Origin of the sequence: Chromohalobacter sp. HP20-39 (genome assembly GCF_033052815.1) — a bacterium.
Taxonomy (GTDB): domain Bacteria; phylum Pseudomonadota; class Gammaproteobacteria; order Pseudomonadales; family Halomonadaceae; genus Chromohalobacter.
Genome location: NZ_JAWHTP010000001.1, coordinates 394,767 through 411,530, shown reverse-complemented (window position 1 = coordinate 411,530; position 16,764 = coordinate 394,767). Strand labels below are relative to the sequence as shown.

14 protein-coding genes are annotated in these 16,764 nt (G+C 61.4%); 12 read left to right on the top strand and 2 right to left on the bottom strand.

The window, feature by feature from the left end; genetic code table 11:
• Positions 1–37 precede the first annotated feature (37 nt).
• From ugpA to ugpC, 3 genes are read left to right on the top strand one after another with little or no spacing between them, the layout of a single operon-like run.
• The gene (gene ugpA, locus RVY79_RS01890) at positions 38–913 is read left to right on the top strand and encodes a sn-glycerol-3-phosphate ABC transporter permease UgpA (RefSeq protein ID WP_317462302.1); all 876 of its coding nucleotides are present in this window, start codon (positions 38–40) and stop codon (positions 911–913) included.
• Positions 913–1,758, top strand: coding sequence for a sn-glycerol-3-phosphate ABC transporter permease UgpE (gene ugpE / locus RVY79_RS01885; RefSeq protein ID WP_317462301.1), 846 nt, complete (start codon positions 913–915; stop codon positions 1,756–1,758). Before ugpA ends, ugpE begins: the two co-directional genes overlap by 1 nt.
• 55 nt (positions 1,759–1,813) lie before the next feature.
• Positions 1,814–2,923 (top strand): sn-glycerol-3-phosphate ABC transporter ATP-binding protein UgpC, encoded by a 1,110-nt coding sequence (ugpC, locus tag RVY79_RS01880; RefSeq protein ID WP_317462300.1) that lies wholly within the window; start codon positions 1,814–1,816, stop codon positions 2,921–2,923.
• On the opposite strand, the gene RVY79_RS01875 is transcribed toward ugpC, so the two are convergent.
• Entirely contained in the window at positions 2,917–3,849 is a 933-nt protein-coding gene (locus tag RVY79_RS01875; RefSeq protein WP_317462299.1) for a glyoxylate/hydroxypyruvate reductase A, read from the bottom strand. The two genes, ugpC and RVY79_RS01875, sit on opposite strands and share 7 nt — an antisense overlap.
• Positions 3,850–3,912: 63 nt before the next feature.
• Entirely contained in the window at positions 3,913–5,316 is a 1,404-nt protein-coding gene (locus RVY79_RS01870; RefSeq protein WP_317462298.1) for a PLP-dependent aminotransferase family protein, read from the bottom strand.
• 181 nt (positions 5,317–5,497) lie between these two features.
• Between RVY79_RS01870 and doeA the strand changes: the two genes are divergently transcribed.
• The 9 genes from doeA (at position 5,498) to RVY79_RS01825 (ending at position 16,701) form a co-directional block, all read left to right on the top strand.
• On the top strand, positions 5,498–6,697 hold the full coding sequence (gene doeA, locus RVY79_RS01865) for an ectoine hydrolase DoeA (RefSeq protein WP_317462297.1): 1,200 nt from the start codon (positions 5,498–5,500) through the stop codon (positions 6,695–6,697).
• 31 nt (positions 6,698–6,728) lie between these two features.
• On the top strand, positions 6,729–7,745 hold the full coding sequence (doeB, locus tag RVY79_RS01860) for a N(2)-acetyl-L-2,4-diaminobutanoate deacetylase DoeB (protein ID WP_317462296.1): 1,017 nt from the start codon (positions 6,729–6,731) through the stop codon (positions 7,743–7,745).
• A gap of 19 nt (positions 7,746–7,764) precedes the next feature.
• Positions 7,765–8,241 (top strand): Lrp/AsnC family transcriptional regulator, encoded by a 477-nt coding sequence (locus tag RVY79_RS01855; RefSeq protein WP_317462295.1) that lies wholly within the window; start codon positions 7,765–7,767, stop codon positions 8,239–8,241.
• A gap of 6 nt (positions 8,242–8,247) precedes the next feature.
• A complete protein-coding gene (locus RVY79_RS01850; RefSeq protein WP_317462294.1) occupies positions 8,248–9,141 on the top strand; it encodes a LysR family transcriptional regulator in 894 nt (297 codons plus the stop codon).
• Between the two features lie 211 nt (positions 9,142–9,352).
• Positions 9,353–10,117 (top strand): formate dehydrogenase accessory sulfurtransferase FdhD, encoded by a 765-nt coding sequence (locus tag RVY79_RS01845; protein ID WP_317462293.1) that lies wholly within the window; start codon positions 9,353–9,355, stop codon positions 10,115–10,117.
• A 77-nt stretch (positions 10,118–10,194) separates the two neighbouring features.
• Positions 10,195–12,621: an FdhF/YdeP family oxidoreductase gene (locus tag RVY79_RS01840; RefSeq protein ID WP_317462292.1), complete on the top strand. Its 2,427-nt coding sequence runs from the start codon at positions 10,195–10,197 to the stop codon at positions 12,619–12,621.
• A 195-nt stretch (positions 12,622–12,816) separates the two neighbouring features.
• Complete coding sequence (locus tag RVY79_RS01835; RefSeq protein ID WP_317462291.1) at positions 12,817–13,473, top strand: hypothetical protein; 657 nt, start codon at positions 12,817–12,819, stop codon at positions 13,471–13,473.
• Positions 13,474–13,719: 246 nt separating this feature from the next.
• The gene (locus RVY79_RS01830; protein WP_317462290.1) at positions 13,720–15,189 is read left to right on the top strand and encodes an NAD-dependent succinate-semialdehyde dehydrogenase; all 1,470 of its coding nucleotides are present in this window, start codon (positions 13,720–13,722) and stop codon (positions 15,187–15,189) included.
• A 105-nt stretch (positions 15,190–15,294) separates the two neighbouring features.
• On the top strand, positions 15,295–16,701 hold the full coding sequence (locus tag RVY79_RS01825) for an aspartate aminotransferase family protein (RefSeq protein WP_317462289.1): 1,407 nt from the start codon (positions 15,295–15,297) through the stop codon (positions 16,699–16,701).
• Positions 16,702–16,764: the final 63 nt, after the last annotated feature.

Sequence of the window (16,764 nt, the reverse complement as noted above, 5' to 3'; positions counted from 1 at the left end):
ATGCCGGTGGCGGGCCGGCATGCCGTGGAGATGTCGCATGGCCTACTTTCAACGCTCTCACTTCACTCCCTGGTTGCTGCTGGCACCACAGTTGATCATCGTGAGTGTGTTCTTTTTCTGGCCGGCATGGCAGGCGGTCAAGCAGGCGTTCTATATCGAGGATGCGTTCGGTCTGTCGCAGCAATTTGCTGGCCTTTCCAACTTTATTGCTGTGCTCAGTAATCCGAATTACTACAGCGTCATATGGACCACGGTGGTGTTCTCGTTGTCGGTAGCGCTAGGGGCTATGAGCATTGCTCTTTTTTTGGCGGTGCTCGCCGATCGCGTTATCAAGGGTGCAAGTACCTACAAGACATTTCTGATCTGGCCTTATGCAGTGGCTCCGGCGGTGGCAGGGGTGTTATGGCTTTTTTTATTCGATCCTTCACTAGGGTTGATAACTGCCCTTTTGGAACGCCTGGGTATCGAGTGGAATCACAACCTTGAAGGCGGTCAAGCGTTGTTGTTGGTTATCCTGGCATCTGTATGGAAGCAGATGAGTTATAACTTCGTATTTTTCTTGGCCGGGCTGCAAGCGATTCCCAAGAGTTTGTTGGAAGCCGCGGCCATTGATGGTGCCAGCCCTATGCGTCGTTTTTGGACCATCATCTTTCCGCTGTTGTCACCAACGAGTTTTTTCTTGCTGGTCATGAACAGCATTTATGCCTTCTTCGAAACGTTCGGCACCATCGATACAGTGACCTCGGGTGGGCCGGGGAGTGCGACGACAACGCTAGTCTACAAGATCTATCAGGATGGTTTCGTGGGTCAGAACCTCGGTACTAGCGCGGCTCAATCAGTGTTGTTGATGGTGCTGGTGGGAGGGCTGACATTCATTCAGTTTCGTTTCGTTGAACGTCGAGTACAGTACTGATGCGCTATCAACGCCTAGGGCTTAATCTGGTCAGTCATCTCTTGCTGGCCGCAGGGTGTGGCCTGTTCTTTCTGCCGGTATGGCTGGCCTTTACGGCAAGCACGCACTCGATGAGCGATCTTTATACGCATATTGCACCGCTATGGCTCGGCGATGTTGGTCTAGGCAATTACGTGCAATTGTTAAGCGAGCCGGTAAGTGGTTTAAACACTGGAATGCTTCGACTTTTATTCAACTCATTGGTAATGGCGACCGGCATTGCTGTGGGCAAGATAGTGATTTCCGTCCTGGCGGCTTATGCCATCGTGTTCTTTCGCTTTCCTTTTCGTCGCTTATGTTTCTGGCTGATTTTCATCACGCTGATGTTGCCGGTAGAAGTGCGTATTCTGCCGACCTACGAAGTGGTCGCGAACCTTCATATGCTCGATAGTTATTCGGGATTGATCCTGCCGTTGATCGCCAGTGCGACGGCAACGTTTCTCCTGCGTCAATTCTATCTGACGATTCCCCCCGAGCTGGTTGAAGCCGCGCGCATCGACGGCGCGGGCCCCTGGCGTTTCTTGAAGGATATCTTGTTGCCACTATCGAAGACCAACCTCGCGGCATTGTTCGTGATCATGTTCATTTATGGCTGGAATCAGTATCTATGGCCGCTTTTGATCACTACCGATGCCGATTACATGACCGTGGTGGTCAGCCTCAAGCGCATGCTGACGACGGGGGATGCCTTGGTCCCTTGGCAGGATGTCACGGCGACGGCAATACTCGCCATGGGTCCCCCTATCCTGGTGATCCTGCTTCTACAGCGCTACTTCGTCAAAGGGCTGGTCGACGCCGAAAAGTAAGGCGGCACTATCGCGACTAGCGTGAATTCGAACAGAGTCAACGAGATAACGACCTATGGCTACCCTGCAATTGACACGCCTCAAGAAGCGCTACCCCAATGGTTGTATCGCCCTGCATGAAGTGGATCTGTCGGTGGCCGAGGGGGAGTTGATCGTCATCGTCGGTCCTTCGGGATGTGGTAAGTCGACCTTGCTGCGCACGTTGGCGGGGTTGGAGGCGATCAGCGATGGAGAACTTACGATCAACGGTCGATGCGTCAACGAGCTGGAGCCTGCCGAACGCGATATCGCCATGGTCTTCCAGAACTATGCGCTCTATCCGCACATGAGCGTGGCCGGGAACATGGGCTATGCCCTGAAAAATCGTGGCGTTCCCAAGGACGAAATCCGCCGTCGCGTAGTGGCGACCGCCGAGTTGTTGGGTCTCGGGGAGTTACTCGAGCGGCGCCCAAGGCAGTTATCCGGCGGACAGCGTCAGCGTGTCGCGATGGGCCGGGCGATCGTGCGTGAGCCGCAAGTCTTTCTCTTTGACGAGCCGCTCTCAAACCTCGATGCCAAGCTGCGCGTACAGATGCGTCTGGAAATCCGGCATCTTCAGAAGCGACTTGGAATCACCTCGGTCTACGTCACGCATGATCAGGTCGAAGCGATGACCCTGGCGGATCGTCTGGTCGTGATGAACGGTGGGCGTGTCGAGCAATGTGGAACGCCGATGGCGCTCTACGCGCAGCCGGCGACACGTTTCGTGGCGAGTTTTCTCGGTTCGCCGGCGATGAACTTCCTGCCCGTAACGGTCCACCAGGAAGGTGTGGTGCTGCCCAATGGCACACAGTTGGCGCTGCCTGTGGACATACCCGAAGGCCGGGCGGCGACCCTTGGCGTTCGCCCGGAACATCTGGTCGCGTCGACATCTACACAGGATGCAGGCGTGACCTTGGATGTGACGGTCGAGATGCTCGAGCCGCTGGGAGCGGATATGTTGGCCTACACACGTTTGCCTGGGCTCGAGGAATGGTTGGTGGTGCGTCTGGATGGCGCGCACGCCGCCCGCGAGGGGCAGCGTTTGTCACTCGCGTTCTCGCCGACGCATTGCCATGTCTTCGATGCCGACGGGATGCGTGTTATGACCCAGAGAGCCGGTGCCAAGGAGCGGGCGGTTCAATAGCCGGCCTTGGGGTCGACGGTGTCGATGGCTTCCCCGGCCTGCATGGCGGTGAGGGCCTTGGCGACTTGGTCGGCGGCTTCATCGATGGGGGTCGGACCGGCCATATGAGGGGTAATCCATAGGCGTGGATGTTGCCACAGCGGGCTATCGTCGGGCAGTGGCTCCGTGGGGAAGGCATCGAGCAACGCGCCGCGCAGTCGGCCGTTTTCGTCTTCGCCGGTACCCAGTGCCTCGAGCAATGCGGCCTCGTCGATCAACGTGCCGCGTCCAGGGTTGATCAGGCTGGCGCCGTCGGGCAACGCGGCCAGGGTGTCGCGGTCGATGATTCCGCGCGTGGAGGGCGTATCGGGTAGCAGCGTGACCAGGGTCTGGACCTGGCCGAGCAGTTTATAGAGGCCGTCGTCGCCGTGATGGCAGGTGATGCCTTTTAGGGTCTTGGGTGAGCGGCTCCAGCCGTGCACTGGGTAGCCGTCAGCGGCGAGCTGACGAGCCACATGGTGGCCGATGGCGCCCAGCCCGAGAATGCCGACCGCCCATTCGCGCTTGGACGTGAGCGCGTGTTCACGCCACGTAGCGCGATGTTGCTGGCGGCGGTAACGGTCGAAGTCGCGCTGAAAATGCAGCACCCCATAGCGTACATAGTCGGCGATCAGCTCGCCCATGCCGGCATCGCGCAGCTTGACGATGGGAATGTCCCGGGGAAGCGCGGGGTTGTTGAGCAACGCATCCACGCCGGCGCCGAGATTGACGATGCCCTTGAGCGCTGGCTGGGCCTCGAAGAGCGACGCCGGCGGCTTCCATGCCACGAGATAGTCAGCCTGGAAGTCGCTCGTTTCGCCACTGATGGCGAATTCCGCCGAGGGTAAACGCGAAGCGAGCCTGTCCTTCCAGGGCGCGGCGTCGTCGGCATGGATCAAGATGCGCATGAAGTCCTCACGAGGTGGTCGTAGATGATGGATGATGAGCGGCGTCGACGCGCCCCCATCGCGCTATATGATTTGTAGCATCGGTGGTGGTGCCTCGCCGAGCAAACGCCCGAGAATCGTCAATCCCTGATCGAAGCGTTCGGGATCGTTTTCCCCTCCCAAGCTCACGCGAATACGCCGAGGTGGGGAGCCCTGATCGACCATGAACGACTGCGCCGTAGAAATCGCCAAGCCTTCGTGAAGTGCCTGTTGCTGCAGTTCCTCCGCGCGCCATGCACCGGGCAGGGCCAGCCAGATATGCATTCCCGTGGGCCGTGAGGTCATGGCGTGACCCGCAAGGCGTGTACGGGTCAACTGCTGGCGTTCGGCGAGCAGACGCCGTTGCTCGCTGGCCAGGGCGTCGACGGTGCCATCGGCCAGCCAACGGTCGGCGATCTCGAAGACCAGCGGCGTGGCCATCCAACTGGTGGCGCGCAATCTGGGTAGCGTGTGGTGCAGCTGTCCGCGCGGCACGCTGAGATAACCAGCGCGCAACCCCGAGACGGTGGCTTTGGTCAGGCTGGTGACATGAAAGCTCTGGCGCGGCAGGCGCGCGGTCAGCGGGCTTAATCCCGGTGGTTCGAGCAGGGCGTGAACGTCGTCCTCGATCAGCCAGGTGCCGTGTCGCGCCAACACCTCGGCCACGGCATCGCGGCGTGCGTTGTCCATGGTCGCGCCGGTGGGGTTTAGCTGGGTGGGCGTCAGGCACACGACACGCGGTCGGTAGCGGCGGCACGCGGCGTCGAGGGCCTCGGGTATTACCCCCTGCTCGTCGATGGCCACGCCGCGCAGTTGCAACCCCAGCGTGCGTGACAAGGCAATCAAGCCGTGGTCGGTCAGCGCTTCGGTTAACACGACGTCGCCATGCTGGACCAGCGTAGCGATGGCCAACATCACGCCGTGGGCGGCGCCGTTGCACAGTACTCGGTCGTCGGGCGTGCCGGGCACGCCGAGCGTGTCGTGCAACCATTGGCTGGCGCGCTCGCGCTGGTGGAGCAGCCCTGCGATGGGGCGGCAGGCATCAATGACATCGGGGTGCGCGCTATCCGCCATGTCGCGAAGCGTTTCGCGAAAGCGTAGATGATGCCCGGGCGGGCAGATCGGGTGCGCAATGGAAAGATCCACAGGGGAGGCATCCATGGCCATGTTGGCGCTGCGTAGATACTCGGCTTCCTGGCCGTCGTCGAGTGCGTTGATCCATGTGCCGCTGCCCACGCGGGCCTGCACCAGGCCCATCTTCTCGGCTTGGGCATAGGCACGCGAGACGGTTTGCACGCTGACCGCCAATGTCTCGGCAAGACAGCGGTGTGGCGGCAGGCGTGTACCGGGCGTGAGCTCGCCCTGACGGATGGCCTCGGCGAGTGCTCGGGCGATGGCCAGATACTTGGGCCCATGGTCTGGAAGATAGGGTGTCAGGTCAATTGTCATGACACAATAAAGCCTTTGACGGCAAGCAGCGCGTGAATGCTAGTATCGACGTTAACGCATTGATCGACAATTGTACTGATTTAACCTTCTTTTTATCAGTACAATTCATTTCATCGAATGCAGGGTCCTGCCTCCCGTCCGGGAGATCAGGGATGAGCAATTCTGTCGGGCGAGTGGTGCCATGTCTGAGGTTTCCCTGCCTTTCACTCGTGAGGAATACGCCAGCCGTCTGCACAAGGTGCGTTCGGCCATGGCCCATCGAGGGATCGACGTACTGATCGTCAGCGATCCGTCCAACATGGCGTGGTTGACGGGATATGATGGTTGGTCCTTCTATGTGCATCAGTGCGTGCTGCTCGGCCTGGAAGGCGAGCCGGTTTGGTATGGGCGCCGCATGGATGCCAATGGTGCGTTACGTACCTGCTGGATCCATCCGGAGAACATTACCTATTATCCGGATTATTACGTTCAAAATCCCGATATGCATCCCATGGAGTACCTGGCGCAGTCGATCCTGCCGGATCGTGGCTGGCATGAGGGTATCATCGGCATGGAGATGGATAACTACTACTTTTCTGCCAAGGCGTATTTGAGCCTCGTGCACGAGTTGCCGCATGCGCGTTTCGCGGATGCCAATTCGCTAGTCAACTGGTGCCGGATAATCAAGTCGCCGCAGGAAATCGAGTACATGCGCATCGCGGCGCGGATCGTCGAAGGCATGCATTCGCGCATCCTCGAGGTCACCCAGCCGGGGGTGCCCAAGAGCAAGGTAGTGTCCGAGATCTACCGCGTGGGCATCGAAGGCTGGAGCGATCCTCAAGGGCGAGTCTTCGGCGGCGACTATCCGGCCATCGTGCCCATGCTGCCGACCGGCAAGGACGCCGCCGCGCCGCACCTGACCTGGGACGATACCCCGTTTCGCGAAGGCGAGGGCACCTTTTTCGAGATTGCCGGCGTCTACAAGCGCTATCACGCGCCGCTGTCGCGTACGGTGTTTCTGGGCACGCCGCCGAGCCAGTTCCTGCGTGCCGAGTCGGCATTGCTCGAGGGCATCGACAATGGGTTGGCGGTGGCCAAACCGGGCAATCGTGCCGCCGATATCGCCATGGCACTGGGAGCGGCAATGGACAAGTACGGTTTCGACCGTGGCGGCGCGCGTTGCGGCTATTCCATCGGCCTCAGCTATCCGCCGGATTGGGGCGAGCGCAACGTGAGTCTGCGCCCCTCCGACGACACCATCCTCGAGCCGGGGATGACGTTTCATTTCATGCCGGGTCTCTGGGAGGACGACTGGGGCCTGGAGATCACCGAAAGCATTCTGATTACCGAGACTGGCTGCGAGACGCTGGCCAACTTTCCACGCCAGCTGTTCGTGTGCTGAACCGTGGGACGCGAGACGAGGAGAACATGATATGAGCAAGCGACCCAGCCCGGTGTCACCCACCGTCGATTTCGATGCCGACGGCATTCAGCACGGTTTTCTCAAGCTGCCCATCTCTACCGATGAATCGGCCTGGGGCGCGGTGATGATTCCAATCACCGTTATCAATAACGGTGCGGGCCCCACGGCGCTACTCACCGCTGGCAACCACGGTGATGAATATGAAGGCATCACGGCGCTTCTCAAGCTCAGCAATACGCTGCGTGCCGAGGACGTGCGCGGCCGCGTGATCATCGTGCCGATCATGAATGTGCCGGCCGCTACCGCCGGCAAGCGCACCTCGGGGCTGGATGGCGGCAATCTCAACCGCAGTTTCCCCGGCGATCCGAACGGCAGCGTCACCGAGCAGATCGCCGATTACTTCACGCGTGAACTGGTGCCGATGTGCGACATGGCGTTGGATCTGCATTCCGGCGGTCGTACGCTGGATATTTTGCCCTTCGCTGCGGCGCACCGTCTCGATGATCGTACCCAGGAAGCGCAAAGCCTTGCCGGTGCGGTTTCCTTCGGCGCACCGGTGGCGATGATGATGTTCGAGCTCGACGCCACCAAGCTCTATGACACGGCCGTGGAATCCCAGGGCAAGACCTTCGTGACTACCGAGTTGGGCGGCGGCGGCACTACCACGCCGGAGCGCATGGCCATCGCCGAACGTGGCGTGCGCAATTTCCTGATTCACTACGGCCTGATCGAAGGTAAGCTGGAAGCGCCCGCCGAGCCTCAGGTGTACGTGGACATGCCCGACGCGTCTTGCTACGTGCAGAGCGAGCATAGTGGCCTGCTGGAACTGAGCTTCGCGCTGGGCGAGACGGTGCGGCGCGGCGATGTGATCGCGCGGATCTATGACATGACGCGCACCGGTAGCGAACCGGTCGTCTACCATGCTCAGTGTGATGGTGTGCTGGTGGCGCGGCGCTTCCCGGCGCAGGTGAACATGGGCGATACGATTGCGGTGATCGCGAAAGTCGTCGATAGTCTCGCGCGTTGAGGATGGGTCGCCACACCACATGAAACTCGACCGCTACGACCTCAAAATTCTCGACATCCTGTCGCGCGATGGGCGCATCACCAAGTCGAAACTGGCCGAGGCGATCAACCTTTCGGTCAGTCCTTGCTGGGAGCGCGTGCGGCGTCTGGAAAAAGCCGGCGTCATCGAAGGCTATGGCGCCCGGATCAATCCAGCGATGGTAGTCAAGCGCACGCCGGTTTGGGTGCAGATCGAGCTCGCGACCCATCAGGCCGCGAGTTTCGCCCGCTTCGAGAAAGCCGTCGCCGAGACGCCGGAGGTGACCGAGTGTGTCGCGGTGGGCGGCGGCGTCGATTATCTGGTCAAGTTCGAGACCGATTCCATTGACGCCTACCAGCGCACGATCGACGCCTGGCTGATGGACGGCCTGGGGATCGAGCGCTACTTCACCTATATCGTCACCAAGACCGTGAAACGCACCCCGACGCCGCTGTCGTTGCACGACGACGCTTTGTAGCGAGTCATGGATCATCGCCAACTTGCGTTTTTATGTGCCCTGGCGCGTGAGCGCCACTTTGGACGCGCCGCAAAGGCATGTCACGTGACCCAGCCGACCCTATCGGCACGCCTGCGTCAACTCGAGGAGGAGCTGGCCACGCCGTTGATTCGTCGCGGTCACCGCTTCGAGGGATTCACCGCCGAGGGCGAGCGCGTGCTGGGGCATGCACGCCGCATCCTCGGCGAGTTCGAGGCTCTGCGCGGCGACTTGGCGTCTCATGCGCCGCTGGTTGGCCGCTTGACTCTGGGCGTAATTCCCACTGCGTTGAATACGCTCACTGAGTTGCTGCCGTCGCTGCGCGCCGCACATCCCGGACTCGTCCTGCGCGTGCGCGAACTCGCGACCCCCATGCTTGCGCAGGGCCTGGAAGACGGTGGACTGGACCTGGCCATCGGCTACCTGGATGCGTCGGCGATGGCGGGATTCGCGCATCGCCCCCTGTTCGATGAGTACCACTCTTTGGTGGCGTCCTCCGCGCACTTTGACTTGCCTGAGGCACCGCAGTGGGCGCAGTTGGCCGAGTATCCCCTGTGCCTGCTGACCCCGGAAATGCATCAACGCCACTTGCTGGAAACACGCCTGGCGGCCCACGGTTTGACGCTGATGCCCGCTCTCGAAACCGATGCTACCGCGGCTCTGGGGGAATGGTTGCTGGCTGGGGTGGGCGTATCGATTTTGCCTGAGCAATTTGTCCATCGCCGCTGGCTTCAGAACGGCGAGGGGGCGTCTGACCTCGTGGCGCGTCGCCTACCCGGTGAAGGAGATCGAGTGGGAATGCTATGGCCACAGGGGACGCCACGTGGGCGCCGCTTGCAAGCCATTCTCGACCTATGGCAGGTGGTGTCCGTGGGCACTTGATCGAGTCGCTCTATCGAGGCATCGCTTAGCTCGATTGGTTTAGGCACAGATGGCGCGCTAGGGTTAAGGGACTCCGTCGAACGACTGCTCGGGGCGAGACGAGCGGTCCGGTAGCGCTTCTGGCTGAGGTGGTTGTCGTTTCCCGCGTGGGCGTTGCGAGGGGGCCGGTTATTTTGTTTCCCGATGGAACTTTTATATGCCACCAGAGCCGATGACACCGCACTCATTTTCCGCTGTATCGCGCTATGACGACCAGCGCGACCGGCCCTTGCGAACGCTCGATGGTCCGCAGGAACAGCCGCTGACCCTGTCGCTCAACGATACCGCCATGGTGACCTTGCTGGCGACGCCAGAGGCCCTCGAGTCGCTGGCGCTGGGGCATGCCTTTACGGCGGGTTGGATCGAGCGTGCCGAGCAGGTAGCGGGCATTCAGCTTTCGCGGCTGCGTCACGGCCTGTTGGTGCGGCTGACGGTTTCGTCGCAGACCGAAGCGCGCGCCGTTGGTCTGCAACGCGCCGGGGCTTCGGTGTCGAGTTGCGGTGCCTGCGGCGTGGCCGAGGAGTCGCAGTTGATGCAGGGGCTGAGGCGTTTGCCGGCGTGTGCGCCTCTGGCGCCCGAGGCTTTGATGCGTGGGGTGGAGAGTTTACAGCGCCACGCACGCGCCGGGCTGCATATGGCGCTGGCCCTCGATAGCGATGGCGAGGTGCTGGCTCGTGGCGTGGATATCGGACGCCACAACGCTCTGGACCGAGTCATCGGCGAAGGGTTGGCACATGGCGAGATGCCGGCGGCGGTGTTGCTTTCCAGCCGCTGTAGCATGGAGCTGGTGCAGAAGACCGTGCGTGCCGGCATTGCCACCCTGGCCACTTTGTCGTTGCCATCGGCCCTGGCGGTGGAAATCGCACGTGCCTGTGACCTCAACCTGATCTGTTGTCATCGTGGTCGGCATCTCGAGCGCCTGAGTGGTGCGACATAGCGCCCGACGCTTTCCTGGTGCTTCACCGCTGTCATCGCGTCATCCTTTCACCTTTCTACTACGTCACCGAGATTGTCATGGCTTCCCATCATCAGACTCCGTTCCCCGACAGCCGTGAGGCGATTCCCACAAACGAGGCCGGGGAGCGTCTCCCCGAAGCGGATGCAACCCTGACCCGCGCCCCGAGCGTCGAATCCTACACCGGCCCGGCCGGTGGCTGGGGCGCGATGAAAAGCGTGGGGCGTCACCTCAAGCGTAGCCAGGCGCCATTCAAGGGCGTGCGCGCATTGCTGTCCACCAATCAGCCGCACGGCTTCGACTGCCCGGGCTGCGCGTGGGGCGATCCGCTGCACGGCTCGTCATTCGAGTTCTGCGAAAACGGCGTCAAGGCGGTGGCCTGGGAAAGCACCAAGAAGCGTGTCACGCGGCGTTTCTTCGAGCGCCACACGCTGAGCGAGCTGCGCAGTTGGGATGACTTTCGCCTCGAGGATCAGGGCCGGCTCACCGAACCCATGCGTTATGATGCGGCCAGTGACCGCTATGTCCCCATTGACTGGGAGGCGGCGTTCGAGCTGATCGCCGAACGCTTGGCGGCGCTGCCCGATCCCGACCGCGCGCTGTTCTATACTTCGGGACGTGCCAGCAACGAAGCGGCGTATCTGTATCAGTTGTTCGTGCGCCTCTATGGCACCAACAATTTTCCCGACTGCTCGAACATGTGCCACGAGGCCAGTGGCGTGGGCATGGAGGCCAGCCTGGGCGTGGGTAAGGGGACCGTTCAGCTAGAAGACTTCGAGCACGCCGATACCATCCTGGTCTTCGGTCAGAACCCCGGCACCAATCATCCGCGTATGCTCGGTGACTTGCGGCGTGCGGCGGAGCGGGGCGCGCGCATCGTCAGCTTCAATCCGCTCAAGGAACGTGGCCTGGAGCGTTTCGCCGATCCCCAGAACAAGCGCGAGATGCTCACCCAGGGCAGCCATCGCATCTCCTCGCATTACTATCAGCCCAAGATGGGCGGTGACATGGCAGCGGCACGCGGGATTGCCAAGGCGTTGTTCACGCTCGAGGCCGGCGGTTACTTCACGCCGGATCGCGCCTTCATCGCGTCGCACACCGCCGGCTATGAGCAGTGGCGGGCTCAGGTCGAGGCCACGCCGTGGGCGGACATCGAAGACCAGGCCGGCCTGACGCGCCCTCAGATCGAGGAGGTGGCGGATATCGTCGCTCGTGCCGAGCGCATGATCATCACCTGGGCGATGGGCATTACCCAGCACGAACATTCGGTGGATACCGTTCGCGAGCTGGTCAACTTGCTGTTGCTGGGTGGTCATATCGGGCGCCCCGGCGCGGGGGCGTGTCCGGTGCGCGGTCACTCTAACGTGCAGGGTGATCGCACCATGGGCATTGACGAGAAGGCGCCCACGCGGCTGATCGATGCTCTGGAGGCGCGTTATGGTGAAAAAAGCGGTGTGACCATGCCGCGCACGCCGGGGCATAACACAGTGGGCGCCATTCGTGCTCTGGAGCTGGGCGAGGCCGATGTCTTCATTGGGCTGGGGGGTAACTTCACCCGGGCCACGCCGGATAGCCAACGCACCGAGCGCGCCTTCCGACGCCTTGGGCTCAACGTGCAGATCAGCACCAAGCTCAACCGTAGCCACCTGATCACCGGTGGTGATGCGTTGATCCTGCCTTGTCTGGGGCGCACTGAGATCGATCGCCAGGGCGAGGCGGGCGCGTCGCAGCAGGTCAGCGTCGAAGACTCGATGTCGATGGTGCACGGCAGTGCCGGCATTCATGCACCGGCTTCCGAATGGCTGCGCTCAGAGCCGGCGATCATTGCGGGGATTGCCGAGGCCACGCTGGCACGGGTACTGCCGCGTCGAGGCATCGACACGGGCGTGGTCGATTGGACCGCGCTGGTGGCTAATTACGACCGCATTCGCGACGAGATCGAGGCCGTCATTCCCGGTTTCGAGGACTTCAATGCGCGTCTAGGGCAGGCAGGCGGCTTCTGGCTGGAAAACGCCGCCAGTCAACGCCGCTTCAATACGTCATCTGGTCGGGCCACGTTCTGTGCCGCGCCGCTGCCCGAGGCGGTGATGCACCAACGCATGCACGCACGCCGCGAGGATGGCTGGCTGACACTGCAGACGCTGCGTAGCCACGATCAGTACAACACCACCGTTTACGGTTACGACGACCGTTATCGAGGCGTCAAGGGCCAGCGGCGGGTGGTATTCGTCAATCCCGCCGACCTCACGCGATTGGGGCTCGAAAGTGACCAATGGGTCGATCTGGTGGGACTCGACCACGAGGGTGAGCCGCGTCGCGCTCCGGCCTTCAGGATCGTATCCTATGAGACACCTGAAGGGTGCGCCGCCGCCTACTATCCCGAAACCAATGCGTTGGTGCCCTTGGAAAGTGTCGGCGTGGGTACCGATACGCCTACCTCCAAGGCGGTCGCGGTACGCCTGGAACCGAGTCAGCGGATCGTCTGATGTGTTGGCGATACGTGCCGTACGACCAAAGTTGAGACGCATAACCGGTGTCGCGGCGCTATGCTGTTAAATACTACATAAGCGTCGCCACATAAGTTGGCATTACACAAAATATTCGGACGACGCCTTTAACGCCCCTCCTGCACGCAGGGGGCACGCCGCTCAACTCAACGGGATTGCCCGGGAGGTGCTGTCATGGAACTCTTCATCCAGACTGCATTGGGGTTTCCTTTCGTCTTTTTCCTCGGTTTGCTGGCACTGGTGGCAGTCTACTGGTTGCTAGTTGGGCTGCGCGTAATACGCGTCTCATGTTTCGACCATGACAGCCTGCGTGACGACCACCTCGCCAGTACCTTGGTTTCCTTGGGGTTTGCAGGGGTGCCAGCGTCATTCGCGCTGAGTGTCTTGATCGTCACTGCCACGCCCATCGCATTCGCGTTGAGCTTGGTGCTGCAATGGCTGCCGCTGGGGCTGGTGCGTTTGCCGCTGGGCTTTTTGGCTATTTGGGCGGCGTTCGCGCTGGCGTCATCGCCGAGTGTCGCCGCGTGTCATGCCCTGGCGCGGCGTTTCCATCATTCGCGTCGGGCTTCTCCGCGCTGGCTGCTGGGCGAAACCGTCATCGTGCGCGAGGCCAGCGACAATGAAGGGCGTTGTCAGGCGACGCTGGAAAGTGACTCCGATGTTGTCGTCACCCTGCATGGCAAGGGAGCCGGCTGCAGTGCTGGCGAGCGCCGTGTGCTGGTGAAGCATGTCGCCCGTGAGGATGCGTACCGTGCGGTGCCCGCCGAGGAGTATCTAGACGCCCATTCACGCCTGCGTAAGTTGCATTTGTTGCCGCGTCACGATATCTGAGCGCTTCACCTCCGCCGCCGCCCCTGCTCGCGGCGGCGGGCAAACGCAGAAAAACGAGCGCAGAAAAAAACGCCTTTCCTGAGGCGTGACTCGAAAAAAACCGATACCGACCAGCCCGCCGGACAAAAACTCTCCTACCCTGTGCTGCTTTATCCTATGCATATCGGATGAGCGCCATCCGCCATGACATGTCCGGGCCAATGTTTGTGAATCCTGGCCCGGTTCGCTTTTTAGGAGAAGTAGCGCATGAAACTCAACGATCCGCGTCTATTGCGTCAGTACGCTTATATCGACGGAAAATGGACCCATGGCGATGCCGGTCGCGAAGAGGCGGTCGTCGATCCTGCCACGGGTGAAGTGCTGGGGCACATCCCTTGGCTCGAGGCCCCGCAATTGCGGGAGGCGGTAGATGCCGCAGATGCCGCTTTCGCCCAGTGGCGTGCGCTGCGTGCCGATGAGCGTGCCGAGCGTCTTCAGGCATGGTATGACCTGCTCATCGAGCATCGCGAAGATCTGGCGGTCATCATGACGCGTGAACAGGGCAAGCCGTTGCCCGACTCACGCGGCGAGGTCGAATACGGCGCCAGCTTCATCAAATGGTTCGCCGAGGAGGGCAAGCGTACCTTCGGGCAGACCATCCCCAGTCACATTCCCAACGCCGCCCTGGGATCGCTCAAGGAACCGGTGGGGGTGGCCGCATTGATCACGCCCTGGAACTTTCCGCTGGCGATGATCACGCGCAAGGCCGGTGCCGCGCTGGCGGCCGGCTGCACGGTCATCGTCAAGCCCGCCGGCGAGACGCCGTTCTCGGCGCTGGCGCTGGTGGAACTCGCCGAACGCGCCGATATCCCTGCCGGGGTCTTCAACGTGGTGCTGGGCGAACCCGCCGAGGTGTCCAAGCTGTTGTGCGAAGAAGAACGCGTCAAGGCGTTGTCATTCACCGGTTCTACCCGAGTCGGGCGGCTGTTGCTGGAGCAGTCGGCCAATAGCGTCAAGCGTGTCTCGCTGGAACTGGGTGGCAATGCGCCGTTCATCGTCGGCCCCGACATGGACCCGGCCGAGGCCGCGCGCGCTGCAGTCGCCGCCAAGTTTCAGACCGGTGGGCAAGATTGTCTGGCTGCCAACCGGATCCTGGTCCACGAGTCGATCCATGACGAGTTCGTCGAGCAGTTCGTCGCTTGCATGGAAACGCTCAAGGTTGGCAACGGCTTGGTAACCAATATCGATATCGGGCCGCTGATTCATCAGCAGGCGGTGGAAAAGGCATCAAGCATCGTCGATGACGCCCTTTCGAGGGGCGCGAGGCTGGTGCATGGCGACCAGTCCATGGCACCGGGGCCCAATTTCTTCATGCCCACGCTACTGACCGGCGTGACGCCGTACATGAAGGCCTGGCGCGAGGAGAGTTTCTCGCCGGTAGCGGGCGTCACCGCCTACAAGGATGACGATGAAGTCATCAAACTGGCCAACGATACCGAATACGGCCTGGCGGCCTATGTCTATACCCACGATATTCGCCGTATCTGGAAGCTCCTGCGTGCTCTGGAGTACGGCATGGTGGCGATCAACTCGGTGAAGATGACCGGTCCACCGGTACCCTTCGGCGGGGTCAAGCAGTCCGGTCTCGGTCGTGAGGGCGGCACTGCCGGCATCGAGGAATATCTGGAGACCAAGTTTTATTGTCTGGGGGCCATGGGCTCTGTCTCCGGGAGCTAGGCGCCTGCCCACGAGCCACGAGCGAACAAAGTGCTCGTGGCTTAATAAGTCGTGTTTGACGTTCGGTTTTATCGGCGTGAGCCGAGACAGTTAAGGGAGAATGATATGAGTCAGCACCAAGACCTGATCGATCGTGATCGCAAGGTCACTTTTCATGCGTCCACGCATCTGCGCGATTTCGCGCATGGCGAGGTGCCAGGGCGCGTGATCACCAGCGGCCAGGGCATCAATATCGTCGACAAGGACGGCCGCGAGTTCATCGACGGTTTCGCCGGCCTTTATTGCGTCAATATCGGTTATGGCCGCACCGAAGTCGCCGAGGCGATCTATCAACAGGCGCTGGAGCTGTCTTACTACCACACCTATGTCGGCCATTCGAACGAGCCGCAGATACAGCTTTCCGAGAAGATTCTCGAGCTGGCCGGGCCGGGCATGTCCAAGGTTTACTATGGCATGTCGGGCTCTGATGCCAACGAGACGCAGCTCAAGATCGTGCGCTATTACAACAACGTGCGTGGTCTGCCGCGGAAGAAGAAAGTGATCTCGCGGCAGCGTGGGTACCATGGCTCGGGTATCGCCTCGGGTTCGCTGACCGGTCTCAAGGCATTTCATGATCATTTCGATCTACCCATCGACGGCATCCTGCATACCGAAGCGCCGTACTATTATCATCGAGCCGCCGAACAGGAAGGCATGAGCGAGCGCGAGTTTTCTCGCCACTGCGCGGCCAAGCTCGAGGAGATGATCCTCGCCGAAGGCCCGGACACCGTGGCGGCCTTCATCGGCGAACCGGTGCTGGGTACCGGCGGTATCGTGCCGCCGCCCGAGGGCTATTGGGAAGCGATACAGTCGGTCTTGAGCAAGTATGACGTGCTGTTGATCGCCGATGAAGTGGTCTGCGGTTTCGGGCGCATCGGCACCGATTTCGGCAGTCATCACTATGCCATCAAGCCCGACCTGATCACCATCGCCAAGGGGCTGACCAGCGCCTATCAGCCATTGTCCGGGGTCATCGTCGGCGATCGCGTGTGGCAGGTACTGGAGCAGGGCGCCGGCGAATATGGCCCCATCGGCCACGGCTGGACATATTCGGGACATGCGCTGGGTTGTGCTGCAGGGCTTGCCAACCTGGCCATCATCGAGCGCGAAGGATTGACCGCCAACGCTGCCGAGACCGGCGCTTATCTGCAGCAGCAAATGCAGCAGACATTCGGCGAGCATCCACTGGTGGGGAACGTGCGTGGTGTGGGTATGCTGGCGGCGCTGGAATTCTCGCCGGATCCGGCACGACGCGCGTTCTTCGATCCCGCGCTCAAGGTTGGGCCGCGCGTGAGTGCCGCCGCGTTGAGCGAGAGCCTGATCGCACGCGCCATGCCGCAAGGTGACATTCTCGGCTTTGCGCCGCCGTTGGTGACGACTCGCGCTGAAGTCGACGATATCGTCGCCCGCGCCAAGCGCGCCGTCGATAAGGTGACCGACGAGTTGTCTCGTTCGGGAGACTTGAAGGCCTGAGCGGATCCCGCCATCCTCGCTGTGGAGGCACTCGCTTCCACGGCGTTGCCGCTTCCTCGCCTG

Bases quoted from the DNA above. Each gene is read 5' to 3' on its own strand.
- RVY79_RS01875 (WP_317462299.1), bottom strand. From the start codon at position 3,849: ATGCGCATCTTGATCCATGCCGACGACGCCGCGCCCTGGAAGGACAGG.
- RVY79_RS01845 (WP_317462293.1), top strand. From the start codon at position 9,353: ATGACACCGCACTCATTTTCCGCTGTATCGCGCTATGACGACCAGCGC.
- RVY79_RS01830 (WP_317462290.1), top strand. From the start codon at position 13,720: ATGAAACTCAACGATCCGCGTCTATTGCGTCAGTACGCTTATATCGAC.
- doeA (WP_317462297.1), top strand. From the start codon at position 5,498: ATGTCTGAGGTTTCCCTGCCTTTCACTCGTGAGGAATACGCCAGCCGT.
- RVY79_RS01870 (WP_317462298.1), bottom strand. From the start codon at position 5,316: ATGACAATTGACCTGACACCCTATCTTCCAGACCATGGGCCCAAGTAT.
- RVY79_RS01850 (WP_317462294.1), top strand. From the start codon at position 8,248: ATGGATCATCGCCAACTTGCGTTTTTATGTGCCCTGGCGCGTGAGCGC.
- ugpE (WP_317462301.1), top strand. From the start codon at position 913: ATGCGCTATCAACGCCTAGGGCTTAATCTGGTCAGTCATCTCTTGCTG.
- RVY79_RS01835 (WP_317462291.1), top strand. From the start codon at position 12,817: ATGGAACTCTTCATCCAGACTGCATTGGGGTTTCCTTTCGTCTTTTTC.
- RVY79_RS01855 (WP_317462295.1), top strand. From the start codon at position 7,765: ATGAAACTCGACCGCTACGACCTCAAAATTCTCGACATCCTGTCGCGC.
- RVY79_RS01840 (WP_317462292.1), top strand. From the start codon at position 10,195: ATGGCTTCCCATCATCAGACTCCGTTCCCCGACAGCCGTGAGGCGATT.
- RVY79_RS01825 (WP_317462289.1), top strand. From the start codon at position 15,295: ATGAGTCAGCACCAAGACCTGATCGATCGTGATCGCAAGGTCACTTTT.
- doeB (WP_317462296.1), top strand. From the start codon at position 6,729: ATGAGCAAGCGACCCAGCCCGGTGTCACCCACCGTCGATTTCGATGCC.
- ugpA (WP_317462302.1), top strand. From the start codon at position 38: ATGGCCTACTTTCAACGCTCTCACTTCACTCCCTGGTTGCTGCTGGCA.
- ugpC (WP_317462300.1), top strand. From the start codon at position 1,814: ATGGCTACCCTGCAATTGACACGCCTCAAGAAGCGCTACCCCAATGGT.